21 protein-coding genes are annotated in these 23,750 nt (G+C 71.1%); 5 read left to right on the top strand and 16 right to left on the bottom strand.

Annotation, left to right across the window (positions count from 1 at the left end):
* Positions 1–30: 30 nt before the first annotated feature.
* Positions 31–1,482: a penicillin-binding transpeptidase domain-containing protein gene (locus tag BG418_RS33120; protein WP_188277760.1), complete on the bottom strand. Its 1,452-nt coding sequence runs from the start codon at positions 1,480–1,482 to the stop codon at positions 31–33.
* A complete protein-coding gene (locus BG418_RS33115) occupies positions 1,482–2,858 on the bottom strand; it encodes an FtsW/RodA/SpoVE family cell cycle protein (protein WP_188277759.1) in 1,377 nt (458 codons plus the stop codon). Before BG418_RS33115 ends, BG418_RS33120 begins: the two co-directional genes overlap by 1 nt.
* Before the next feature lie 105 nt (positions 2,859–2,963).
* On the opposite strand from BG418_RS33115, the gene BG418_RS33110 reads away from it, so the two are divergent.
* Both BG418_RS33110 and BG418_RS33105 read left to right on the top strand, forming a co-directional pair.
* Positions 2,964–3,398 (top strand): DUF6325 family protein, encoded by a 435-nt coding sequence (locus BG418_RS33110; RefSeq protein ID WP_188277758.1) that lies wholly within the window; start codon positions 2,964–2,966, stop codon positions 3,396–3,398.
* A 3-nt stretch (positions 3,399–3,401) separates the two neighbouring features.
* Complete coding sequence (locus tag BG418_RS33105; RefSeq protein ID WP_188277757.1) at positions 3,402–3,659, top strand: SHOCT domain-containing protein; 258 nt, start codon at positions 3,402–3,404, stop codon at positions 3,657–3,659.
* 9 nt (positions 3,660–3,668) lie between these two features.
* Here BG418_RS33105 and BG418_RS33100 read toward each other — a convergent pair whose 3' ends face one another.
* The 5 genes from BG418_RS33100 to BG418_RS33080 form a co-directional block, all read right to left on the bottom strand.
* Entirely contained in the window at positions 3,669–4,010 is a 342-nt protein-coding gene (locus BG418_RS33100) for an SH3 domain-containing protein (RefSeq protein ID WP_188277756.1), read from the bottom strand.
* 90 nt (positions 4,011–4,100) lie between these two features.
* On the bottom strand, positions 4,101–5,468 hold the full coding sequence (locus BG418_RS33095; protein WP_188277755.1) for a HAMP domain-containing sensor histidine kinase: 1,368 nt from the start codon (positions 5,466–5,468) through the stop codon (positions 4,101–4,103).
* Positions 5,465–6,205, bottom strand: a complete 741-nt coding sequence (locus tag BG418_RS33090; protein ID WP_188277754.1) for a hypothetical protein — start codon at positions 6,203–6,205, stop codon at positions 5,465–5,467. The genes BG418_RS33095 and BG418_RS33090 overlap by 4 nt, the downstream gene beginning before the upstream one ends.
* Before the next feature lie 47 nt (positions 6,206–6,252).
* On the bottom strand, positions 6,253–6,906 hold the full coding sequence (locus BG418_RS33085) for a class F sortase (RefSeq protein ID WP_188277753.1): 654 nt from the start codon (positions 6,904–6,906) through the stop codon (positions 6,253–6,255).
* A 79-nt stretch (positions 6,907–6,985) separates the two neighbouring features.
* The gene (locus BG418_RS33080; protein WP_188277752.1) at positions 6,986–7,327 is read right to left on the bottom strand and encodes a zinc-ribbon domain-containing protein; all 342 of its coding nucleotides are present in this window, start codon (positions 7,325–7,327) and stop codon (positions 6,986–6,988) included.
* A gap of 123 nt (positions 7,328–7,450) precedes the next feature.
* Here BG418_RS33080 and BG418_RS33075 point away from each other — a divergent pair, with 123 nt between their 5' ends.
* Positions 7,451–8,251, top strand: coding sequence for a nuclease-related domain-containing protein (locus BG418_RS33075; protein ID WP_188277751.1), 801 nt, complete (start codon positions 7,451–7,453; stop codon positions 8,249–8,251).
* A gap of 132 nt (positions 8,252–8,383) precedes the next feature.
* Here BG418_RS33075 and BG418_RS33070 read toward each other — a convergent pair whose 3' ends face one another.
* Together BG418_RS33070 and ligD are read right to left on the bottom strand one after the other, a co-directional pair.
* A complete protein-coding gene (locus BG418_RS33070) occupies positions 8,384–9,286 on the bottom strand; it encodes an ATP-dependent DNA ligase (protein ID WP_188277750.1) in 903 nt (300 codons plus the stop codon).
* Positions 9,283–10,167, bottom strand: coding sequence for a non-homologous end-joining DNA ligase (gene ligD / locus BG418_RS33065; RefSeq protein WP_188277749.1), 885 nt, complete (start codon positions 10,165–10,167; stop codon positions 9,283–9,285). Before ligD ends, BG418_RS33070 begins: the two co-directional genes overlap by 4 nt.
* A gap of 40 nt (positions 10,168–10,207) precedes the next feature.
* On the opposite strand from ligD, the gene BG418_RS33060 reads away from it, so the two are divergent.
* Positions 10,208–11,263: a Ku protein gene (locus BG418_RS33060; RefSeq protein ID WP_188277748.1), complete on the top strand. Its 1,056-nt coding sequence runs from the start codon at positions 10,208–10,210 to the stop codon at positions 11,261–11,263.
* 55 nt (positions 11,264–11,318) lie between these two features.
* Here the strand turns inward: BG418_RS33060 and BG418_RS33055 are convergent, their stop codons facing one another.
* From BG418_RS33055 to BG418_RS33030, 6 genes are all read right to left on the bottom strand, one after another.
* Positions 11,319–13,073: an MFS transporter gene (locus tag BG418_RS33055; protein WP_188277747.1), complete on the bottom strand. Its 1,755-nt coding sequence runs from the start codon at positions 13,071–13,073 to the stop codon at positions 11,319–11,321.
* Between the two features lie 502 nt (positions 13,074–13,575).
* Positions 13,576–14,118, bottom strand: a complete 543-nt coding sequence (locus tag BG418_RS33050) for a cupin domain-containing protein (RefSeq protein ID WP_188277746.1) — start codon at positions 14,116–14,118, stop codon at positions 13,576–13,578.
* A 406-nt stretch (positions 14,119–14,524) separates the two neighbouring features.
* On the bottom strand, positions 14,525–15,739 hold the full coding sequence (locus BG418_RS33045) for an FAD-dependent oxidoreductase (RefSeq protein ID WP_188277745.1): 1,215 nt from the start codon (positions 15,737–15,739) through the stop codon (positions 14,525–14,527).
* Positions 15,740–15,845: 106 nt separating this feature from the next.
* A complete protein-coding gene (locus BG418_RS33040; protein WP_188277744.1) occupies positions 15,846–16,301 on the bottom strand; it encodes a carboxymuconolactone decarboxylase family protein in 456 nt (151 codons plus the stop codon).
* An 81-nt stretch (positions 16,302–16,382) separates the two neighbouring features.
* A complete protein-coding gene (locus tag BG418_RS33035; protein ID WP_188278308.1) occupies positions 16,383–18,380 on the bottom strand; it encodes an APC family permease in 1,998 nt (665 codons plus the stop codon).
* Between the two features lie 136 nt (positions 18,381–18,516).
* Complete coding sequence (locus BG418_RS33030; protein ID WP_223185807.1) at positions 18,517–19,137, bottom strand: hypothetical protein; 621 nt, start codon at positions 19,135–19,137, stop codon at positions 18,517–18,519.
* 485 nt (positions 19,138–19,622) lie between these two features.
* Between BG418_RS33030 and BG418_RS33025 the strand changes: the two genes are divergently transcribed.
* A complete protein-coding gene (locus BG418_RS33025; RefSeq protein ID WP_188277743.1) occupies positions 19,623–20,978 on the top strand; it encodes a hypothetical protein in 1,356 nt (451 codons plus the stop codon).
* Positions 20,979–21,003: 25 nt separating this feature from the next.
* On the opposite strand, the gene kdpB is transcribed toward BG418_RS33025, so the two are convergent.
* A complete protein-coding gene (gene kdpB / locus BG418_RS33020; RefSeq protein ID WP_188277742.1) occupies positions 21,004–23,175 on the bottom strand; it encodes a potassium-transporting ATPase subunit KdpB in 2,172 nt (723 codons plus the stop codon).
* Positions 23,176–23,750 lie beyond the last annotated feature (575 nt).

Genomic DNA, 23,750 nt, shown 5'->3' with positions numbered 1-23,750 from the left:
CCCCCGGCTCACAGCGCCTCGGCACCCGCCTCACCCTGTGAGAGCGGCCTCCATCACCGCCTTCGCGATAGGCGCCGCGTCCCCGCCCCCGCTGATGTCCATCCGGTTCGCCTCCGCGTCCTCGACCACGACCGCGACGGCCACGGCGGGGCGGGGTGCGTCCGGGGACTGGGCCCAGGAGATGAACCAGGCGTACGGCAGGCCCCGGTTGCCGACGCCGTTCTGGGCCGTGCCGGTCTTGCCGCCCACCCGCACCCCGGGGATCGCGGCGCTGGTGCCCGTGCCCTTCTCCACCACGTCCACCATCAGCTGCTGGAGCCGCTCGGCCGTGGCCGGGTTCATCGCCTGCTTGTAGTCGCGCTCGGCGGTGCGGGCGAGGGTCGTGCCGTGCGCGCTGGTCGTACGGTCCACCAGATACGGGTACTTGAGTTCCCCGCCGTTGGCGACCGCCGCCGCCACCATCGCCATCTGCAACGGCGTGGCCGTCGTGTCGAACTGGCCGATGGAGGAGAGCGCCAGCTGGTCGGGGCCCATCTTCTTGTCGAAGTTGGACTTGGCGACACCCGAAGGGATGCGCAGCCGGGTGTCGTTGAAGCCGAACCGGCCGACCGCCTTCAGCATCCCCGCGAGCCCCACCTTGACCCCGAGGTTCGCCATCACCGTGTTGCAGGAGACCTCCACGGCGTACGCGAGCGAGGCGTTCTCGCAGCCGTTCGCCTCGTTGGGCAGCGTGGTGCTGGTGCCGGGCAGGACGTACGGGTCGGGTGTGACGGTCGGCGCGTTCACATCGGTGACGGCGCCCGCGTCCAGTGCGGCCGCCGCCGTCACGATCTTGAAGGTGGAGCCCGGCGGATACGACTGCCGGATCGCCCGGTTGAGCATCGGCTGGTCGGGGCCCGTGGTCAGAGCGGCCCAGGTCTTCTTCACCGCCGGCCCGTTCCCGGAGAGCCTGCTGGGGTCGTACGACGGGCTGCTGACCAGGGCGAGGATCTTCCCGGTGGACGGCTCGACGGCGGCGACCGCGCCCTTCTTGCCGCCCAGGCCCTTGTAGGCAGCCTGCTGCATCGACGCCTTGATGGTGGTGACCGCGTCGCCGCCGCGCTGCCGTTTACGGGTGAGGTCGCCCCACAGCGGGGTGAGCAGCGGGGAGGTGCCGGACAGGACGGCGTCCTCCGCGCTCTCGATGAGCGTGGTCCCGTAGATCTGGGACGCGTAGCCGGTGACGGGCGCGTACAGCGGGCCGTCGGTGTACGTGCGCTCGTACCGCAGCGGCTGGCCGGTGTCCTTGGAGCCGGTGACCGCGTCCTCGCCCACCAGGATGTCGCCGCGCGGCTGGCCGTAACGGGCCAGTGTGGCGCGGCGGTTGGCGGGGTTGGCGTCGAGCGCGTCGGCCTGGAAGACCTGGACGCGGGCCGCGTTGACGAGCAGCGCGACCAGCAGGACGAGGCAGAAGGCGGCGGCCCGCCGGATGTAACGGATCATCAGGTCCTCGTGCGGACGGGTGCGAGGGTGCCGGTGTCTACGGCCGGACGCGGGGTGCGCGCGCTGTCGCTGGCCCGGATGAGCAGCGCCACGATGATCCAGTTGGTGACGACGGACGAGCCGCCCTGCGCCAGGAACGGCATCGCCATACCGGTCAGCGGGATCAGGCCCATCACCCCGCCCGCGATCACGAAGACTTGGAACGCGAGGATCGAGGAGAGGCCGACCGAGAGCAGCCGTCCGAAGGAGTCGCTGAGCGCGAGGCCCGCGCGATAGCCCCGGGCGATGAGCAGCGCGTAGAGGAGGAAGATCACCGTGAGGCCCGCGAGGCCCAGCTCCTCGCCCGCCGTCGCCAGGATGAAGTCGGACTTCGCGGCGAAGCCGATGAGGATCGAGTGGCCCGCGCCCAGACCGGTGCCGAGCATGCCGCCCGCGGCGAACGCGAAGAGCGACTGGGCGAGTTGGCCGGGGCCCTGGCCCGCGTCGATGGAGGCGAACGGGTGCAGCCAGTCCTGGACGCGGCTGTGCACATGGGGTTCGAGCGAGCCGACCACCGCCGCGCCGACCGCGGCGAGCAGCAGCCCCACCGCGATCCAGCCGGTGCGGCCCGTCGCCACGTACAGCATGATCACGAAGAGTCCGAAGAAGAGCAGCGAGGTGCCGAGGTCGCGCTCCAGGACGAGGACGCCGACGCTCAGCAGCCAGATCGCCACGATCGGGCCGAGCACCCGGCCGGTGGGGAGCTGGAGGCGCCAGATGCGGCGGCCGGTGTACGCGAGCGCGTTGTGGTTGGCGGCCAGGTACGCGGCGAAGAAGACCGCGAACAGGATCTTGGCGAACTCGCCCGGCTGGAAGGAGAGTCCGGCGAGCCGGATCCAGATCTTGGCGCCGTTGACGGCCGGGAAGAAGATCGGCACGACCATCAGGACGAGCGCGGAGGCGGCCGAGATGTACGCGTACCGGGCGAGTACGCGGTGGTCGCGCAGGATCAGGACGACCGCGCCGAACAGCGCGACCCCGATGGTCGACCACATCAGCTGGGCGGAGGCGGCCGGGGTGTGCGGGGTCTCCAGGTCGAGGCGGTAGATCAGGACCAGGCCGAGGCCGTTGAGCAGGACCGCGATGGGCAGCAGGAGCGGGTCGGCGTACGGGGCGCGCAGCCGGACCGCGAGGTGCGCGAGCAGGGCGAGCAGCCCGAGCCCGGCGCCGTAGCCCGCCGCGTCCGGCGGGAGCGCGCCGCTCTTGGCGAGCCCGACGTCGGCGTAGCCGTAGACCGAGGCGAGGACGGCGCCGACGAGCAGCGAGAGTTCGACGCCCCGGCGCCGGGGGAGACGGAGGGCGGGCGGTGGCCGGTCCGCCGTCGTCGTTGCGCTCATGTCGGGCAACGTAGCAAGCGCGGCCGCTTATGTCCTTTATGTCATAGTGTGCCGAGGGGGGTATCGGCTGAGAGAACTGACGGACCGTCACTGAGGAGTACGGCCATGGGGCCCGTGGAGTTCATCGTCCTCGCCTTCCCCGAGGAGCAGCTGCGGGTGCGGGCCGTCGACTCGCTCGTCGGGGTGCGCAGATCCCGTTCGGTACGCATCGTCGACGCGCTGGTCGTCACCAAGACGGCGGGCGGGGAGGTGCTGGCGGCCGAGCTCGACGAGTTCGAGGAGCTGAGCGGCGTCCTGGTCGGCGACGGCGTCGAGCGGCTGATCGGACCCGAGGACGTCCAGGAGGCGGCGGAGCTCCTCGACCGGGGCAGCTGCGCGATCGTCGCCCTGATCGAGCACCTGTGGGCGGAGGAGGCGGCCAAGGGGGTACGGGCGGCGGGCGGCCATGTCGCGGGCTCGGTGCGACTGCCGCCGGAACGCCTGGACGAGGTCAGGGCCGCGCTGGCCGAACGGACGGCCGCCGGCAGAGAGAAGGGCTGAGTCGTGTTCATCAAGTCCACCCGGGATGTGGTCCGACCCGTGACCCGTCCGTCGGGCGCGCCCCTGTTGCGCGGCCTGCTGGCGAAGGCTCCCCGTCCGCCGCGTCCCGAGCCCGCCCCTCGGCCACCGGTGGAAGTGGCGCCCGACCCCGACGGCGCTGCCCTCGTCGACCGGCTGACCCAGCTGGGAAAGCTCGCCCAGGAAGGGCTGCTCACCCCCGAGGAGTTCGCGGCCGCGAAGGCCAGGCTCCTCGGGAGGTGAGCTGACGGTTCAGCACCAGCGCGGCACCGGGCCGAGGTTGTCGATGTAGAACGCCGACCCCCAGGCCCAGGTGCCGTCCTCAAGCAGATACCAGCGGTTGTTGCCGTTGACGCTGTCGCCGCGCGTCTTGCAGAAGATGTGGACGATCGAGTGGTACGGCGCGATGCCGACGATCCGGCTGCTGCGGGTCGGCTTGTCCCGCAGGAGCAGGCCGGACTTGGCCGTCACCCGGCCGGTGAAGTCGTTGTGGTCGGACGGTACGGCGCTCGCGGGACCCGCCGCCGCGAGGGCGGCGACGGCGCCGGTGGCCAGACACAGGCTCAGCGAAGCAAGGGGAAAACGCAGGGACATTGAAGCCTCCTGGGGGACGGGAGGGCCGTGGGGGACGGTCCTTGGCTCGCCCGGCTCACCCTAGGTTCGCTCCTTACCGCCCGCAAAGCGCTACGAGGGCTGCGTGCCGCCGGACGGATGACCCGCCGGACCCCGCACACCGGTCCCGGCCTGCGGGTCACCGCTGCCCGGCCCGTCGGTGCCGTCGCCGGACCCCGCGTACTCCGGCAGGGTCAGCCGCGCCACCGCACCCCCGTCCGGCGCGTTGCCGAACCGCAGCCCGGCGCCCAGGACCGACGCCTGGCCGACCGCGATGGTCAGGCCGAGCCCGTGCCCCTTGGTGCCGCCCTCGGTACGGAAGCGCTGGGGGCCGTGGTCGAGCAGATAGGCGGGGTAGCCGGCGCCGTGGTCCCGTACCGTCACGACCGGGCCGTCCACGGTCAGGACCACCGGCAGCGCGCCGTGCTTGTGGGCGTTGGCCACCAGGTTGCCGAGCACCCGCTCCAGGCGCCGCTTGTCGGTCTCCACGCAGGTGTCGCGGACCACCACGACCTCGGTCCGCGTCCCCGACGCGCGCACCACGCGCTCCACCAGCGGCCCCAGATACTCCAGATCGAGGTCGAGGGGCTCGCTGCCCGACTCCAGGCGGGAGATCTCCAGGAGGTCCTCGGTGAGCGAGCGCATCGCCCGCACCCGGTCCCGTACCAGCTCGGCGGGCCGTCCCTCGGGCAGCAGTTCGGCGGCCGCGTGCAGTCCGGTGAGCGGGGTGCGCAGTTCGTGCGCCACGTCGGCGGTGAAGCGCTGCTCGCTCAGCAGCTTGTTCTGCAGCGTCCCGGCCATGGTGTCGAGCGCCCCGGAGACGGTGGCCACCTCGTCCTGATGGCGCGAAGGGTCCTTCGTACGGGGGTCGTTGACCCGGGCGTCCAGGTCGCCCGCGCCGATCCGGCGGGCCACCGTGGCCGTCTGGTGCAGTCGGCGCGTGACCCGGGTGACGCCGAAGACGCCGACCAGCAGGGTGGCGCCGATGGCGAGGATGGAGGAGCCGAGGATCGCCTGGTCGAGGCCGTTGATGGTGCGGGCGCTCTGGCTGTAGTCGATGGTGACGGCCAGCGCGCGCCCGTCGGCCGGGCCCGCCGCCCACATGGTGGGGCGCCCGTTCACGTCGTCGGCGACGAGCGTGCCGCGCTTGCCGGAGACGGCGAGCTTGCGCAGCGAACCGGGCAGGCCCGCCGGGTCGAGTCCGGCGCCGGACGGCAGCGGCTCGCCCGCCTCGTACGCCTGGGACACGTCGTCCAGCTTGCCCAGCGCCTTGTCCCGGGCCTGGCCGACGGTCTGCCGGGTCACCGAGACATGGACGAGCACACCGAGCAGCGCCGCCAGGGCGCAGCACATGACGGTGATGAAGACCGCAGCCTTCCAGGTGAGCGTCGCCGTCCAGGCGGGCAGCCGGGGCCGCTTGATCGCTCGGGGTCGCTTCATCGCCTGCTCGCGGTGGGGTTCGGCGTTTTGGGACGCGGCGGGACCGGGTTGAGGGAGTGCTGCGGCTCCACCCGGATGATCTCGTCGCGGGTCGGCAGCATGGCGCGCTGGTGGTTGTCCCAGGACCAGGCGGTGCGGTACTCGTAGCCGGGGATGCCCGCGGAGACCGAGTGCAGGATGACGTCCCGGCCGGCCAGCTCCACCTCGATCAGCTGGTCGGAGGTGGACATGATCCGGGTCAGGGTGCCGTTCTTGTCCGGCATGTAGCAGCGCACGGCGAGCTGCTGCTCGGGCATCTTGATGCCGAGGATCATCTCGTCCCTGCCGTCGCCGGTCAGATCGCGGAAGTACGCCTTGAGCACCGGGCAGCCCTTGGGCTTGGACCGGCACTGATTGAGCTGGCGAACCGTTTCCTCGTACAGCCCGTCGGCCCCCGTGTACTGGTCGGGGTGGGCGCGCACCTCGGCCTGGACGACCGCGACCGGGTCGAGGTTGTGGACGTCGCCGCCGGGCACCTTGATGCCGGGCACCCGTTCCGTCTGGGACTCGCCGTAGTCCTGCGGGGTCGTCGTGGGCTTCGGCAGGTCCGGCCACAGGCGCACCGGGCCGACCGCCGTCGGGGTGGGGCCCGCGCCCTCCAGGCCGCCCGCGTTGCCGCAGCCGGAAACCAGCACTGCTGCGGCGCCGGCGGCGAGCAGTGCGGCGGCTGCGCGGGCGGGGCGGCGGTGGCGGGTCAAGGTGCTCCTGTCGTGCGGGCCTCGGCGCCGAGGGTAGCGGCGAGGGGCTACTGCGCCTTCACCAGGTCGGCGTAGAAAATGATGTTGGCCGAGCGGTGGCCGTTCCTGATCGGGCCGCCGCAGGTGATGAGGCGGAGTTCCGGACGGTCTGTCTTGCCGTAAACCTTATTCGTGGGGAAGTCGGTTTTGTCCACTTGCTGTGTCTCGCGGATCCGGAACACGGCCGTGGACCCGTCCGCGCGCCCCACCTCGATCACGTCTCCCACGTGCATCTTGTTCACATCGCGCATCAGCGCCGGGCCCTTGGCCGTGTCGTAGTGCGCGACGATCACGGAAGCGCCCTTCTCGCCCGGCGTGACGCTGCCGGTGTACCAGCCCGCCAGCTCCGCCTTGTCCACCGGCGGCACCTGGAGCTCCTGCTTCTCGTCCAGGCCCAGGTGGAGCACCGGACTCGCGTCGACCCCCGCCGAGGGGATGACCACCCGGGTCGGCTCGGCCGCCTTCAGCGGGCCGACCTGCTGGCGGGCCTGGGTGGTGGTGGCGTTGCGCACGGAGACGTCGGGCGCGGGCGCCTTGCCGCCACTGGACGAACCCGAGCCGCAGGCCATCAGCCCGCCGCCCAGGGCGAGGGCGAGCGCGGAGGCGGCCGCGATCCGCGCCGTGCGGGGCGGACGGGGGCGGGAGGTCGTGGACGCAGTCATGGTCACCACGGTAGGCGGCGGTTATTGCGGAGCTTTCCCGGCTTTGTAACAGCTCTCCATAGCCGTGGCGACCGTGTCATCACTGCTGGTACGGGTTCTGTCCGTGCATCTGACCCGGCTGCTGCTGGTACCCGGGCTGCTGCTGGTACCCGGGCTGCGGGGCCATGCCCTGGCCCGGCTGGGGACCCGCGGCCATCGCCTGGAGCTGCTCGGCCTGCTCCTTGGTGATCTCCTGCTCAAGACCGCAGAACGTGCACTGCGTACGGAACCGGGTCGACAGGGGGAAGAGCGGGATGAAGAAGAACGTGAACTTCTTGACGTACTTGCGCAGTCCATGGGCCGCGGGGTTGCCGCAGTTCCCGCAGACCAGCGTCATCATCGCCAGCTGGTACAGATAACCCCTGGTACCCCAGATGATCATTGGTGGTGCCCCTCCCGGTTCTTCGGCGCATGCCGTACACGCCCTAGCGGCTCCGCACTATACGAGCCGCGATATTGCCCTGCGCGGGCGGTGCTGGTCCCATGGTCGTGGGGGTGATGCGGGATGTCGGGACTGCGGGTGACACCGGTGCACCGGCACGGACAGGCACGGCTGTACGTCAGCCTTCCGGACGGCAGGAGCGCGGCCTGGTACGACAGGGAGAGCGGGCGGGTCAGCCTGCTCCTGGAGGAGTGCCGGGACGAGGTGCTGGCGGCCCTGGCGCCGTTCGTGGTGGGCGATGTGACCGTCGGGCCGCCGCCCGTGCCCACCTCGGCCGACCTGGCCCGGCTCTCCCTCCACCCCGACGACGACCTCGCGCCCAACCGGCCCGGCGAGGCGCTGTTCGCGGAGCTGGAGCGGCACGTCGAGCAGCGGCGCTTCCGGGCCGACCCGCGCCGGTCGGCGCTGGCCGCGCAGGAGCGGGTGGGGGCGGAGCTGGACGCGCTGGAGGGGGCGGGGTGGCGGGTGCTGCACTCGGTGCCGCTGCCGGGGGACGGCCGCATCGACCATCTGCTGATCGGCCCGGCCGGGGTGATGACGGTCCGCACACTCCCGTGCCACCGCCACCGAGTCCGGATCGCGGACCCGCTCGTCTCGGTCGGCCGCGCGGCCCCCACGCCCCAGCTGCGCTGGGCCCGCCGCGACGCCGAGCGTGCCGCCCTGGCCCTGGCGACGGCGGTCCGCCCGATCCTGGCGCTGCCGGGCGCGGATCGGGTGGACTCGGTCGCGTCTGTACGGGACGTACGGGTGCTGCGCGATACGGAGGTGGGCGAGCTGGCCCGTCTCGGCGGCGTCCTGAAGCCGGGGGACATCGAGGGGCTGCACTGGACGGCCCGGGACCGCCGGACGTGGACGCGAGCGTGAGTTGCCCTGTTTTTCGGCTGCGGATCGTGCTGGGTTGCTCGCGCAGTTCCCCGCGCCCCTAGGTATTTAGGGGCGCGGGGAACTGCGCGACCAGCCACAGACGGCCCGCAGTCGAACCACACGCCGCCCCCCTCACGCACCCCCCTCCCGCAACCGCAGCACCGTAGTCACCGGATGCCGCACCGTCCCCCGTTCCACCTCCGCCAGCAAGTGGCCCGGCTCGACGGGGACGTAGGGCACCTCGCCCCAGCCGGGGGCGATGGCCGTCGGGGTCCCCGGTGACGGACGCAGCCCCACCCGCCCCGCCTCGGCACGGAGCGCCGGGCCCAGCGGGCTCGACACCGCCACGGCGTCGTCGCCCGGGAGGACCAGGACCAGGGCCGTCGGGCGGCGCGCGGGGCCGACGAACCCCACCACCACCGCCTCCCACGTATCCGTGTGCCGGAGTTTGCGCCAGGCCCGGGCGCCGGGGCGGTACGGGGAGTCGAGGCGCTTGGCCACCAGCCCCTCCACCCCGCTCGCCGGAAGCGTTTCGTACCAGGTCAGGGCGGTTTCGAGATCCGACGTCGCCGGGACCGGCTGCAGGGGTGGGCCCAACTCGCCCAGCACGGCGAGAAGGCGGGCGCGGCGCAACGAGTACGACGCGCGGCGGACGTCCTCGTCCCCCTCGGCCAGCACGTCGAACGCCGCGTACGACGCCGGCAGCCGACGCGCGAGCAGCGCCGCCCGCGTCGGCGTCGCCGCCGCACGCCGCTGGACCGCCGCGAAGTCGGTGCGGCCACCCGTCCAGACCACCACCTCCCCGTCCAGCACACACCCCGAGGGCACCGCGAGCGCCGCCTCCACCAGGTCCGGGAACGCGGCCGTCACGATCCGGCCCGAGCGGGCCTGGAGCACCACCCCGTCGGCCGTGCGGAAGACGAGCATCCGGTGGCCGTCGAACTTCGGCTCGTACGACCAGCCGGGGCCCGTCGGAAGCTCCCGTACTGACTGGGCCAGGGCCACCTTCAGCGGCGGTCGCAGCGGCGGTGTCATGGGAGGCGGCCCGCCCTGTTCAGGTTGATCAACGGGGCCATCAGGTCGCCGTCCCTGGACAGGCGCGGCTCGATGTCGCCCAGAAGAAACACCAGGTCGGACTCCGTGCGGCAGGACTCGACCTCCTCCCACGACACCGGCGCCGACACCGTCGGCCGCTCCCGGGCCCGCAGGGTGTACGGCGCCGCCGTCGTCTTCGCGGCCGCGTTCTGGCTGTGGTCGACGAACACCTTGCCGGGCCGCAGCGCCCGCGCCATCCGATGGGTGACCAACTGCCCGAGCGCGGCCTCCGCCTCCTGGGCGAGCCCCTTGGCGTACGCCGAGACCTGCTCGGACGGGGTGGGTTCGAGGGGGACGAGGAGGTGGAGGCCCTTCGAGCCGGAGGTCTTCGCGTACGCGTGCAGGCCGTCCGCCGACAGGCGCTCGCGCAGCCACAGCGCCACCGCGCAGCACTCCACCACCGTCGCCGGGGCGCCCGGGTCCAGGTCGAAGACCATCCGGTCGGCCTGCGCGGGCGCGTCCGCCTGCCACTGGGGCGTATGGAACTCGACCACCAGGTTCGCCGCCCACATCAGGGTCGAAAGGTCCGGGATCAGGACCTGGCGCGCGGCGCTGTCCCGGGAGCGCGGCACCGACGCGGTCGTCACCCAGGAGGGTGTGCCGGGCGGCGGATTCTTGGTGAAGAAGAGCTGGCCCTCGGGGCCGTCCGGGTAGCGCAGGAACGACACCGGGCGCCCCCGCAGATGCGCGAGCAGCGCCCCGGCCACCGACGCGCAGTAGTGCAGCACCTCGCCCTTGGTGGTGCCGGTCGCGGGATAGAGCACCTTGTCGAGGCGGGAGAGCGCGATCCGCCGCCCCTCCACCCATGTGATCGGCGTCATACGATGAGAATCCCACTAATCCCGGCAGAGGGGATGAAGCGTGCGATCCATATGGAATGGTGCGATCTCCTTTGGGCTGGTCAGTATTCCGATCAAGCTCTTCAACGCCACCGAGAGCCATTCGATCTCGTTCCGCCAGATCCACACGGAGGACGGCGGCCGGGTCCGCTACCGCAAGGTGTGCGAGCTGGACGGCGAGGAGCTGGAGGCCGCCGAGATCGGCAAGGCGTACGAGGACGCGGACGGCTCGCTGATCCCGATCACCGACGACGACCTGGCCGCGCTCCCGCTGCCCACCGCCAAGACCATCGAGATCGTGGCGTTCGTCGCGGCCGACTCCATCGACCCGCTCCAGATGGACGCGGCGTACTACCTGAGCGCCAGCGGCGTCCCGGCGGCCAAGCCGTACACGCTGCTCAGAGAGGCGCTCAAGCGCAGCCAGAAGGTGGCCATCGCCAAGTTCGCGCTGCGCGGCCGGGAGCGGCTCGGCATGCTGCGGGTCGTCGACGACGTCATCGCCATGCACGGACTGCTGTGGCCGGACGAGATCCGCGCTCCCGAAGGTGTCGCCCCGGAGACCGGCGTGAAGGTCCGCGACGCCGAACTCGACCTGGCCGACGCCCTGATGGACACCCTCGGCGAGGTCGACGTGGACGCGCTGCACGACGACTACCGCGAGGCCGTGGAAGCCCTCATCGCCTCCAAGGCGGGCGGCGCGCTGCCCCCGTCCGAGGCCCCGCCCGAGACCGGCGGCGGCAAGGTCATCGACCTGATGGCCGCGCTGGAGAAGAGCGTGCGCGCGGCCAAGGAGGCGCGCGGCGAGGAGGCGGCGGAGTCGGCCGAGGTGACCGAGCTCAAGCCCCGTAGGACGGCGGCCCGCAAGAGCGCCCCGGCCAAGAGCGAGGCCAAGACCGCCCCCGCCAGGAAGGCCGCCGCGAAGAAGACCACGAAGGCGACCGCCAAGTCGACCTCCGCCGCGAAGAAGTCGGCGGCGTCCCCCAAGGCCACCGCGTCCGGCGCCAAGAAGTCCACCGCGACGACGGCCAAGAAGGCGGCCGCGAAGAAGACGACTCCCCGCAAGCGCGCGTCTGCCTGAGCAACCGGCGTACGCCTACGGGGAGTTCGAGGGTTCCCGCGTCAGTGCTGCGGCGTCACACCCCTCGGGCGACCGGCTCGCCCAGCGCTTCGAGCTCCGCGTCCAGGTCGCGCGCGTGCACCTCGCGGGGCAGCGCGAACATGCCGAGCGCGACCAGGATCAGGATGCCGACCCCGTACCAGAGGCTGAGGTCGAAGCTCTTGACGAAGTTGTGGCTCACGGCCTTCTGGCCCTGCGCGGTCAGGATCGGCTGGACCTTGTCGGCGCCCTGCACCGAGGACGGCAGACAGCTGGCCGGGACCTTCGTCGGGTCCGACTCGGCCGAGCGGTCGTGCACACAGGCCCGGAAGCCGTTGACGATGCCGTCGACGCCGTTCGCCGGGACACCGGCGGTGACCAGCTCCTGGCGCAGGGCCGGGGTGACCTTGTCGACGCCGTGGTTCGAGTCGCTGGCCAGGTGGCCGAAGAAGAGCACGCCGACCAGCGCGACACCGAGTGCCATACCGACCTGCTGGGTGGTGCCGAGCAGACCGGAGGCCGAACCGGCGTCCTTGACCGGGACCTTGGTGAGGATCGCGTCGATCATCGGCGCCACCACCAGACCGAAGCCGAAGCCGGTGACGACCAGCGGCGCGATCATCTGCCAGGACGGGATGCCCGGGCCGTAGTGGTGGGCGACGAAGATGTACGCGCCGAAACCGGCCGCGTTCAGGAGCGCGCCGCCGATCAGCGTCCAGCGTCCGATGAGCGGGGTGAACACCTCGACCGCGAGGCCGGAACCGGCGGCGGCGCCGACGGCGAAGGCCGCGCCCGTCAGACCGGCGCGCATCGGCGACCAGCCCAGACCCAGCTGCATGTACAGCGTCCACACCAGGAAGAAGCCGCCGAGCGCGATCCAGAACAGCGTCCACACCAGCATGCCCGCGGTGAACGCGCGCTCCTTGAACAGGCTGAGCACGACCAGCGGCGAGCCCACGGTCCGGGTGCGGTACCGCTCGAAGACGGCCAGCAGGGCGAACACCACGACCGAGCCGCCCATCAGGACGTACGTCCAGGCGGGCCAGCCAAGGGTGCGGCCCTCGGCGAGCGGATAGACCAGCATCAGGATGCCGGTCGTCACGATCACCACGCCGATGGGGTCGAGCTTGGGCGCGGCGGGCGACTTCGACTCCCCGACGAAGAACCAGGCCGCGATCAACGCGCCGATGCCGACGGGGATGTTGACCAGGAAGATCGGGCGCCAGTGCAGGTCGGCGATGTTCGCGTCGACCAGCACACCGCCGACGATCAGACCGGCCACGGACGCGGAGCCGAGCACACCGCCCCAGATGCCGAGCACCTTGCCGCGCTCCTCGGACGGGAACGTGACATGGATGATCGCGAGGATCTGCGGGACCATCAGTCCGGCCATGGTGCCCTGGAAGAAGCGGGCGCCGATGAGCATGCCGGGGCCGCTGGCCACACCGCAGAGCGTCGAGGCGATGGTGAAGCCCGCGACGCCGATCAGGAACATCTTCTTACGGCCGAAGATGTCGCCGAGCCGCCCGCCGGTGATCAGCAGGGCCGCGAAGCCGAGCACATATCCGGCCACGACCCATTCGATCTGGGTGTAGTCCGCGTGCAGGTCCTTCTGGATGCTCGGGATGACGACGTTGACGATCGTCACGTCGAGCATGTCCATGAACCCGGCGACCAGAACGATGATGAGTGCGAGCCAGCGGCGCGGGTCGAGCGTCGGCGCTTCGCCGTGCGCCGCCCCCGCGTGGCTGCCGCCGGGCAGGTCGGCTCCGGCGTGCGTGTCGTGAGTCATGGCGTGTCTACCTCTGGCCGATCGTGGTGACCGAGGCCGTCCCAGCCCGGTCATGACGGATGGAGCGTGAAGGGGTGAGTGCCATTTGCTGTTCTCCTCGCCAGGGAAGGCAGGAAAAATGCGCGTCACCAACATGACGACACAGGGTGTGGCGGTGTGACTTTTCGCAGGTCACACGCCGTATCCGCGGGTCACACCGGGGCCTGGTGACAGCGGGTCCCGGGGCTGCCGGTCCGGCCGGACAGACCGCCGCCCCGCGAGACCGGTAGGGAGATCTCGCAGGGCGGGGGCGCGGCGGGCGGGGGACACGTGAAAGCGCCCTCCCGCACGGGGTGGTGAGCCGAGCGCATGCTCGACACCCCGACTCGGCAAGGCACTCACACGCTCCGGCGACCTGAGCGGCCCAAGCGAAGTGTTGGGTTCCAGCGGCCCGAGTGGTCCAAGTGACCTAAGTGGCCTGGCTGGTGGAGACGTTCTAAGTGGCCGACGCTGCCCGAGTCGTTCAAGCGACCGGCTGCTCGGTGTACTCGGCGAGCAGGCGCTGCGCGATCGCGTCGGCGTCACCGGCCGGGACGAGAACGCCCTCGGGGGTCAGCCGCATCGGCTCGCTGCCCGCCATCCGCCAGTCGAACTTCGCGGCGAGTTCGAAGAGGTCGGACTGGATCAGCGGCCCGCCCTTCTCGTGCTCGGCCGCGAGCGCGGTCGGGTGGTACAGCTCGTAACCGCCGGGCAGGTGCAGGGTGAGGAAGTGGCAGCCGCCGGAGAGGGTGGTGGACCAGGTGTGCTCGGTGCCCTTGGAGATGTGTGCCATCGAGCCGGGGCCGAGCTTCGTCACCTCGCCGTCGATGTACATGATCAAGGAGCCTTCGAGGACGTAGTACGTCTCGTCGGACTCGGCATGTGTGTGCAGCGGCGGTCCGGGCGTCGCGGCGGCTATCTCGCCCTCCACCATGGCCGCGGTACCACCTGTCGCGCCACTCGGCAGGACGATTTCAAACCCGCGACGGCCGGCAGGGCGGTCCTCGGGTCGGATGATGGTCGTCATGAAACCCTCTCTGGCTGGATTTCTTATCAAGTGGTTACGGGTTTAGCACGAGGCGGCGGGTGCGGGTCAAGCAGCGCTCAACTTGCCCGTCATACGCGGCTCAAGCGGCACTCCGGCAGCTGATGCTTCCCCCGTATCGCCCTCTGCCGGGGCTCCGTGCGAGCGCGGGATTTCCGCAGTTGGACACTTGTGGAGAGCAGTTGTTGTGTGGTCAACGAAATTGCGTGTGAGGGAGCGTGTGGGGAGGAAAGACACGCGGTTGCTATTCGTGGCCGAATTCACCGGGTGTCGTCGCTGAGATTTCACGATATGCGCGGGCCGGAGCGGCCGAGATGTATCGGTGGATACGACGAAGGGCGGGAGCAAGCGCTGTCGGCGCCCGCTCCCGCCCTTCGTGGCCATGCGTTCAGCTCCGCCCGGGGGTCCGTACGTGCTCGGGGCGCGGCCCGTACCCGATCATCCGGGCGATCAGCCTGCCCACCGGCGTCACCCGGTCCGCGACCGCGAGCACCCTCGGCGGCCGCGACTCGCGCGTCCCGTCGAGCGTCGGCGCGATGAGCTGGTTCTGGAGCAGGATCTGCATCCGCTGGATGGCGACCGTCGGCGGCAGCCGCCGCCTCTGCACGGCCGCCAGATGCCCGGTGCCGAGCGTGCCCCGGCGCAGCGGTTCGGCCAGCAGATTGGCGGTGGCGACCGCGTCCTGGACGGCGACGTTGATCCCGAACCCGCCGACCGGCGACATCGCGTGCGCGGCGTCGCCGATGAACAGCAGCCCCGGCCGGTACCAGCGCCGCAGCCGCTCCACCCGGACCTCCAGCATCCGGGCGTCCGAGAACTCGATCTTGTCCGGCCGGTCGCCCATCCACGGCAGCAGCGCCCGCACGCTCGCCCGCAGCGCGTCGATGCCCTCGGTCTTCAGCTGGGCGTACCTCCCCTTGGGGATGACATAGGCGAACTGCCAGTAGTCCTCCCGGCAGATGCCGATGAGCAGACCCTGGGCGCCGAGGCGGATGAACGTGTCCGGCGGGTCGCTCTCCTCGCGCGGGATACGGAACCACAGGTCGTCCATCGGCGCCCCGAACCCCTGCGGGACCAGCCCGGCCGGGGCGCGCAGCACCGAGTCACGGCCGTCGGCGGCCACCGTGAGCACCGCTCTCAGCTCGTGCTCGCCGTCGGCGTCCCGGTAGCGCACGCCCGCCGCCCGGTCGCCCTCGCGGATCAGCCCGTGCACCTCCGCGCCCATTTTCAGATGGAAGTGCGGGTACTTGGCCGCCTCCTCGGCGAGCAGGCTGAGGAAGTCCCACTGCGGGACGAACGCGATGTACGGATACGCGCCGGAGAGCAGCCGCTGGTCGGCGACGAGTACGTCGCGGGTGTCGGTGACCATGTTGATCCCCGGCGTGGTGCGGTGCGGGAGCTCCAAGAAGCGCTCCACCAGGCCGAGTTCGGCCATCACGTCCAGGGTGGAGGGGTGGATCGTGTCGCCGCGGAAGTCCCGCAGGAAGTCCTGGTGCTTCTCCAGGACGGTCACGTCGATGCCGGCCCGGGCCAGCAGCAGCCCCAGCATCGTGCCGGCCGGCCCACCGCCGACGATGCAGCAGGTGGTTGTCTCGGTTGCCATGTCGTGCCACCTCGGCGTTGCGTGGTGAATACGTACTGTGATCGAGAACTGCGTACGATGAGTCGTCAGTTGCCGTGTGCCGCAAGGGAGTTGGTCGGGTTACGGCTCACCACGTCTGGCCGCCCTGCTGCTTCGTCGCCGCGTTGAGGCGGTTGTAGAAGTTGCTGACCGCGATCCACAGGACGAGGGCGGCGAGCGGCTGCTCCGCGTAGTGCGCCGTCGCCTCGGCCCATACGTCGTCGGGGACCGGCTCGGCGCGGTCGTTGAGGCGGGTGACCGACTCGGTGAGGGCGAGCGCGGCCCGCTCGGCGTCGGTGAAGTAGGGCATCTCGCGCCACGCGGCCACCGCGAGCAGCCGCTCCGCGCTCTCGCCGCCCTTCATCGCGTACCGGGTGCCGGAGTCCACGCAGGCGCTGCACGCGTTGATCTGGCTGGCCCGCAGATGCACGAGGTGCATGGTGGCGGCGGGTACGCCGGCGCTGTGCGTGGCCTTCGTCAGCTCGCGAATGGCTTCCATCGCCCCCGGGACGAGCGTCGCCGGGCTCGGCATCCTTGCTTCCATGACGGTTCTCCTGGCTGCCACTCGCGTCGTGGCCTTGGTTCCACTGTCATGGGGCTGACGAACCCGCGCACAAAAGTGTGACTAACGCATGGTCCGCCCGAGCGTGTCGGCGCCGGGGGCGTCGCCTGTCGACGGCTCCCCGCGCCTCACCGAACCAGGTGCCCGCGGTGCCGGGTGGTCGGCTCGGGCCGCCGACGTCAGCTGCCAGGGGACGCTGGTCACCATCACGCCGGGGGTGAACAGCAGGCGGCTCTTGAGCCACAGTGCGGACTGGTTGTGCAGCAGGTTCTCCCACCAGTGGCCCACCACGTACTCGGGGATGAACACCGCGACCACATCGCGCGGACTGTCGCGCCGCATCGAGCGTACGTATTCGACGACCGGCCGGGTGATCTCGCGGTACGGCGAGGCGAGCACCTTCAGGGGCACGCTGACGTCGAGGTCCTGCCAGCGGCGCTGGAGCTCGTCGGTGGCGGGTTTGTCGACGGCGACGGTGAGCGCTTCGAGCCGGTCCGGCTTGAAGGCGCGCGCGTACGCCAGGGCGCGAAGGGTCGGCTTGTGGACGGTGGAGACCAGGACCACCGCCAACACCCTTGAGGGCGGGACCAGTTGCTCGCGTGGGTCCTCCACCGCGAGCTCGGCCGACGTGGCGTCGTAGTGGCGCCGGATGCCGCGCATCATCACCCACAGCGCGAGCGCCGCGACCACCGCGAGCCAGGCGCCCTGGGTGAACTTGGTGATCAGGACGATCACCAGGACCAGGCCGGTGACGACCGCGCCGAGCGCGTTGACCACCCGCGCCGACTGGTGGCGGCGGCGCGCGGCCGGGTCGGGCTCGGTGCGCAGGGCGCGGTTCCAGTGCCGGACCATGCCGAGCTGGGAGAGCGTGAAGGAGGTGAACACGCCGAGGATGTAGAGGTGGATGAGGCCGGTGACGTCCGCCTTGTACGCCCAGAGCAGCGCGCCCGCGACCACGGCGAGCGCCAGGATGCCGTTGGAGAAGGCGAGCCGGTCGCCCCGGTTGTGCAGCTGGCGGGGCAGATAGCGGTGCTGGGCCAGGATCGAGGAGAGCAGCGGGAAGCCGTTGAAGGCGGTGTTCGCGGCGAGGATCAGGACCAGCGCGGTGACGGTCTGGAGGAAGTAGAAGCCGAGGCTGTGGTCGCCGCCGAAGACGGACGAGGCGAGCTGGGCGATGACGGTCTTCTGGGTGAAGGTGTCGCAGCTGCCGTCGATGCCGGTCAACTGGCAGGAGTCCTCGGTGATGTGGACCTTCGCCACGATCGCCAGCGCGGTGACGCCGACGAACATCACGACCGCGAGGACGCCCATCGCCGCCATGGTCCCGGCCGCGTTCTTCGCCTTGGGCTTGCGGAAGGCGGGCACGCCGTTGGATATCGCTTCCACGCCCGTCAGCGCCGTGCAGCCACTGGAGAACGCGCGCAGCACCAGCATGACCAGGGCCATTCCGGCGAGATGCTGGTCGCCGGGCGCGGCGTGGATGCCGTACGCGGCGGACTCGGCGACCGGCGCGTCCCCGAGCGCGTACCGGATCAGACCGGTCGCGACCATGATGATCACGCCGCCGATGAAGAGATAGGTGGGCGCGGCGAAGGCGCGGCCGGACTCGCGCACCCCGCGCAGGTTCATCGCGGTCAGGATCGCCACGAAGCCGAGCGCGAGCAGTACGCGGTACGGGTTGAGCGCGGGCACCGCCGAGATGATGTTGTCGACGCCCGAGGCGACGGAGACGGCCACCGTCATCACGTAGTCGACGAGCAGGGACGCGGCGACCACCAGACCGGCCGACGGTCCGAGGTTGCGTGACACCACCTCGTACGAGCCGCCGCCGCTCGGGTACGCGTGCACGACCTGGCGGTAGGAGAGCACCACGACCGCCATCAGCGCGACGACCGCCGCCGCGATCCACGGCGTGAAGTGGAGATAGGCCAGGCCGCCCAGGGTCAGGACGAGCAGGATCTCCTGGGTCGCGTACGCCACCGAGGAGAGCGGGTCGGAGGCGAAGATCGGCAGGGCGAGCCGCTTGGACAGCAGGGTCTCGCCGAGCTCCTCGCTGCGCATCGCCCGGCCGATCACGAGACGCTTGAGGACACCAGTCACGTTCAGCACGCGGCGAGCGTATGAACGGCCACGGGGAGTTGGGTGTTAAGGATCCGTCAGGATCGTTGACACGGAAGGACGAACCACAACAAACCGGCTAGCCGAGGCCGGAGACCTTGAACACGGTGCGGGCCGTCTCGCGGTCGATCCGGGCCGAGATCTGGCGCAACGCCGTCTCGCCGCAGCAGAGCGTGCCGCGCGCCAGGCTCGTACGGGAGCCCTCGTCCAACAAGCGCCACAGCGGCGGGTTGTTGATCAGCACCTGGGGGTCGATCTCGGCGCGGTTGCCATCCGCGTCGCGCAGCAGCAGCCGCTGGGCGACCCCGTCCGTCCAGCGCACCGACACCAGCCGGTCGGTGCGCACCACGCGGGTGCGGACCAGTGCGTGCGAGACCAGCAGACCGGGACCGGCTGACACCCGGGCCGGCCACAGCACCAGGAGCAGCAGCGCCGCGAGGCCGAGCCAGAGCGCGGCGCGCAGGACCGTGAGGGTGCCCGCGCTCGCGTCGATCAGCAGGAGCAGACCGAGCAGCACCGCCGCGCACCCACCCGCCGAGCGCGCCTCACTGGCCCAGCCCGTGTCGGACGCGACCGGGCCGTTGTCGTACGCGAGGGGTGCGGCCGGCCGCGAGGCGTGGGTCGTGGTGAGCGACGCCGACGTCCTGGCGGCCGACGACCACTGCGACCGGCGCCGTCCCATGGCTCTCATGGCTCTCATGTCCTGTGACGCTAGGGACTCGGGCCGGGTCTGTCGTCGGGCGTTGACGAAGTGTTGATGGGCGCCCGGTAAGTCTTGACGGTGGCCATACGGAGCCCCTGACAGCCCCTGGCGCTGACGCCCCGTCAAGATGCCGTCAAGACGGGGCCTCGCGGCATCAGGAGACCGTCAACACGGGCTTCGGGTCGAACGGTTGACCTGATGCTGGTGTTCGCACGGGATCGTACGAGCGGCCCGTGGCGAGGTGGGAGGGGCGCGTGAGCATCACCGCCGAGCAGAGCCAGGGGGCGGGGGCCCCGGTGAACGCAGGGATCCTCCCCGCGTCGGCCGTTCGTCACGGGGGGATCCCGCCGTCGCGGTCCGGAGGGGGTCCGCGTCGGGGACAGTCGTGGCGACGGTCTTACGAGGCCGTCGCCCGGCTGGTCCGCGACCTGCGGGCGGCCGTGCGCCGCCAGTGGTCCACCACGCCGGGCCGGCTGCGGTTCATGGGAACGGGCTGCGCGCTGCTCGGGACCGGACTGCTGGTCCTCCTGGTGGTCGCCGCCACCGGCGCGTCCGGCACCTGGGACGCCATCGAGCACCGCAACGCGCCCCGCACCCTCGCCGCGACCCAGCTGGAACTGGCGCTCAACGACATGGACGCCCAGACCGCCAACATCCTGGTGTCCAGCGGCGATTCGGGCACCGGAAAGGGCCGCCTCGACCGCTCGTACACGGAGGCGAGAAGCCGGTACGAGACCGCCCAGGAGACCATCAGCCGCTCCCTGCGCACGCTCGGCGCGGCCTCCGAGGGCGACAAGGGCACCCAGGACGCCGTGGTCGCGCTCACCGACGAGTTCGCGCACTACCAGGAGTTCGTCGGGCGGGCCCTGGAGAACGACGAGCACCCCGGCGGCAAGGACGCGGCCCGCAGCGACTACCGGACCGCGACCGACCTCCTCGCCCATGTGATGCTGCCCAACGCGAGCCGGCTCGTGGACGCCAACGACGCGGTCTACCAGGCGGACTACCGCGCGGCGCACTCCGACGTGAACGTCCAGCTGGCCGCCGAGATCGTCCTGGGCGTGCTTCTTGTGGTCGCCCTCATCTCCCTCCAGATCCAGCTCAGCCGCCGCTTCGGTCGGGTGTTCAACCCGGGCCTGCTCGCGGCGACGCTGTGCGCGCTGGTCGCGGTGGTCAGCGGCATGCAGCTGCTGACCACCACCTCCAACCAGCTGAGGATCGCCCGCCACGACTCCTTCGACTCGGTGGTCGCGCTGGCCCGTTCCAAGGCCCTCGGCTACGACCTCAACGCGGACGAGAGCCGCTACCTCCTGGACCCCGACCACCGTACGGAGTACGCCACGGGCTTCCTGGACAAGTCGCGGAAGCTGTACGGGGTGGCGGGGGACGACGTCGACGCGTACGGCAGCCAGCTGGACGTGACCTGGGGCGATTACCGCAATGGCCGCGGGGACAAGGACTTCACCGGCGAGTACCGGCGCGAGCTCGACAACCTCACGTTCCCGGGGGAGCGGGAGGCCGCCGAGAAGACGGTCGACGCGTACGTGGTCTACCAGCAGGACGACCGCAAGTTCCGCAAGCTGGTCGCCGAGAACAAGATCCGGGAGGCCACCGAGTTCTGCGTCGGCTGGGCCCCGGACACCTCGAACGCGCACTTCGGGGCGTGGATGCAGGCGCTGGACGAGGTGACCGCGATCAACAGCGACCACCACTACCGGGCGATCGCGTCGGGCCGCGACGCGATCTCGTACCTGGCTCCGACAGCCGGGACGGGCCTTGTGCTGATGGCGGGGCTGGTGGCGTTCGGACTGCGGCCCCGGCTGGCGGAGTACCGCTGAGAGTCCGCCGAGGGGCGGCACGGGCTCAGCCGAGCCCCGGCACCATCGACACCAGCAGGTCGATCAGCTTGATCCCGACGAACGGCAGGACGAGCCCGCCGAGCCCGTAGACCGCGAGGTTGCGGCGGAGCAGGTCGTGCGCGGAGGCCGGGGTGTAGCGCACACCGCGCAGGGCGAGCGGGATCAGCGCGATGATGATCAGGGCGTTGAAGATGATCGCCGAGGTGATGGCCGAGGTCGGGCTGTGCAGGCCCATCACGTTGAGGCGGTCGAGCCCCGGGTAGGCCGAGGCGAACATCGCGGGGATGATCGCGAAGTACTTGGCGACGTCGTTGGTGATGGAGAACGTGGTCAACGCGCCCCGGGTGATGAGGAGTTGCTTACCGATCTCGACGATCTCGATGAGCTTGGTCGGGTTGGAGTCGAGGTCGACCATGTTCCCGGCTTCCTTGGCGGCCGAGGTGCCGGTGTTCATCGCGACGCCGACGTCCGCCTGGGCGAGCGCGGGGGCGTCGTTGGTGCCGTCGCCGGTCATCGCGACGAGCTTGCCGCCCGCCTGCTCCTTCTTGATCAGGGCGAGTTTGTCCTCGGGCGTGGCCTCGGCCAAGTAGTCGTCCACGCCTGCCTCCTGGGCGATCGCGCGGGCGGTCAGCGGGTTGTCGCCGGTGATCATGACGGTACGGATGCCCATGCGCCGCAGCTCCGCGAACCGCTCGGCGATGCCGTTCTTGACCACGTCCTTGAGGTGGATCACCCCGAGCACCCTCGGCCCGTACCCGTCGTGCACACCCACGAGCAGCGGGGTGCCGCCCGAGGCCGAGATGGCGTCCGCGAACCGGCGTGCCTCGACGGGGACCTGACCCCCGTACATCTCCACCCAGTCCACGACCTGGGCGGCGGCGCCCTTGCGGATGTGGGAGACGGCCCCGTTCTCCCAGCGCAGATCGACCCCGCTCATCCGGGTCTGCGCGCTGAACTCCACGAACCGGGCGCCCTGGAGCTCCCCCTCGGCCGGCTCGCGCAGCCCGTACCGCTCCTTGGCGAGGACGACGACCGAGCGGCCCTCGGGGGTCTCGTCGGCGAGCGAGGCGAGCTGGGCGGCGTCCGCGAGGTGCACCTCTTCGATGCCGGGCAGCGGGACGAACGCGCAGGCCTCGCGGTTGCCGAGGGTGATGGTGCCGGTCTTGTCGAGCAGCAGGGTGTTGACGTCACCGGCGGCCTCGACCGCCCTGCCGGACATGGCGAGGACGTTCCGCTGCACCAGCCGGTCCATGCCCGCGATGCCGATCGCCGAGAGCAGCGCGCCGATCGTCGTCGGGATGAGGGTCACCAGAAGCGCCACCAGGACGGTCGTGGACTGGGCGGCGTGCGCGTACTCGGCCATCGGCTGCACCGCGACCACCACGAGCACGAAGATGATCGTGAGCGCGGCGAGCAGGATGTTCAGCGCGATCTCGTTCGGCGTCTTCTGCCGGGAGGCGCCCTCCACCAGGGCGATCATCCGGTCCAGGAAGCTGTGGCCGGGCCGTGAGGTGACCCGGACGACGATCCGGTCGGACAGGACGGTGGTGCCGCCGGTCACGCCCGAGCGGTCGCCGCCGGACTCCCGGATGACGGGCGCGGACTCCCCGGTGACGGCCGATTCGTCGACGGCGGCAACGCCGTCGACGACATCCCCGTCCGCCGGGATCAGCTCGCCCGCCTCGACGACCACGAAGTCGAAGGGCTTGAGGTCGGTGGCCGCCACCGCCTCGGTGCGGGCGTGCAGCAGATCGGTGCCGACCCGCCAGTTGTCGCGCAGCCGCAGCGCCACCGTGTCCGTACGGGCCCGCCTGAGCGAGTCGGCCTGGGCCTTCCCGCGCCCCTCGGCCACGGCCTCCGCCAGGTTCGCGAAGATCACGGTCAGCCAGAGCCAGACGCCGATCACCCAGGTGAAGACGGACGGGTGGACGAGCGCGGACAGCGTGGTCAGCGCGGCCCCGATGGCGACGACGAAGAGCACGGGCGTACGCACCAGAGCGCGCGGATGCAGCTTGCGCAGGGCGTCGGGGAACGCCTTCAGGAGCTGTACGGGTTCGAAGAGGCCCCCGGGACGGCGAGCGTTCCGACGCGTCGGCCGGGGGCCCAGCGGACCTCGGGGCGGGAGACCGGTCGGGGCCGGGGCGGGCGGGGCCTGCTGGGGAGCGGCGGGAGACATCGAGGAAGCCCTTCGGGGGCGGGGGATGTTCCGGGGCGACGGTCTCGGGGCCGCACGGGAGCCGGGTCGGCGCCTGGGCCCCGGCGCCGACCCGGCCGGGTGGGACGCGGGGCGGGGAGGCGCCGCGTACTTCCGGAAGGTAGATCCATGCAGGTGCCACGCAGGGCTGTTTTGACGGGCTTCTGACGGCCTGCTGACGGCGTTCTGGCGGCATTCCGCACGGCCTCGCGGCGGTCGTTTCCGGTGGCCTTGCGGAAGCGTTCCGGGGGCCGAATCCGGGTGCCCGACCGGTAGTGGCCGGGACCCGCGTATGAAAGGCGTCAAGGACACGGCAGCGGCCGTAAGGAGGCCGTCAACGGAACGTGCGGAGGCCGTGCGGAGAGGTTTGCTCTACAGGTCCGCTCGTTTCGTGGCTCGTTTTCGGGCCTCTTCCAGTTTCAGGAGCTTGCGATGGCCGACGTGGCCTTCGTCGTCACCACGATCGCGGTTTTCGCGTTGGTGGCGCTCATTGCCAAGGGGGTGGCGAAGCTGTGACTGCCGAGAACATTGTCGGTCTGATCGTGGCCGTCGCTCTG

The sequence above is a fragment of the Streptomyces sp. CBMA152 genome, from assembly GCF_014596475.1.
Lineage (GTDB): Bacteria > Actinomycetota > Actinomycetes > Streptomycetales > Streptomycetaceae > Streptomyces.
Note: the sequence above shows the minus strand (reverse complement) of the source record. Positions and strands in the feature narration are given on the sequence as shown.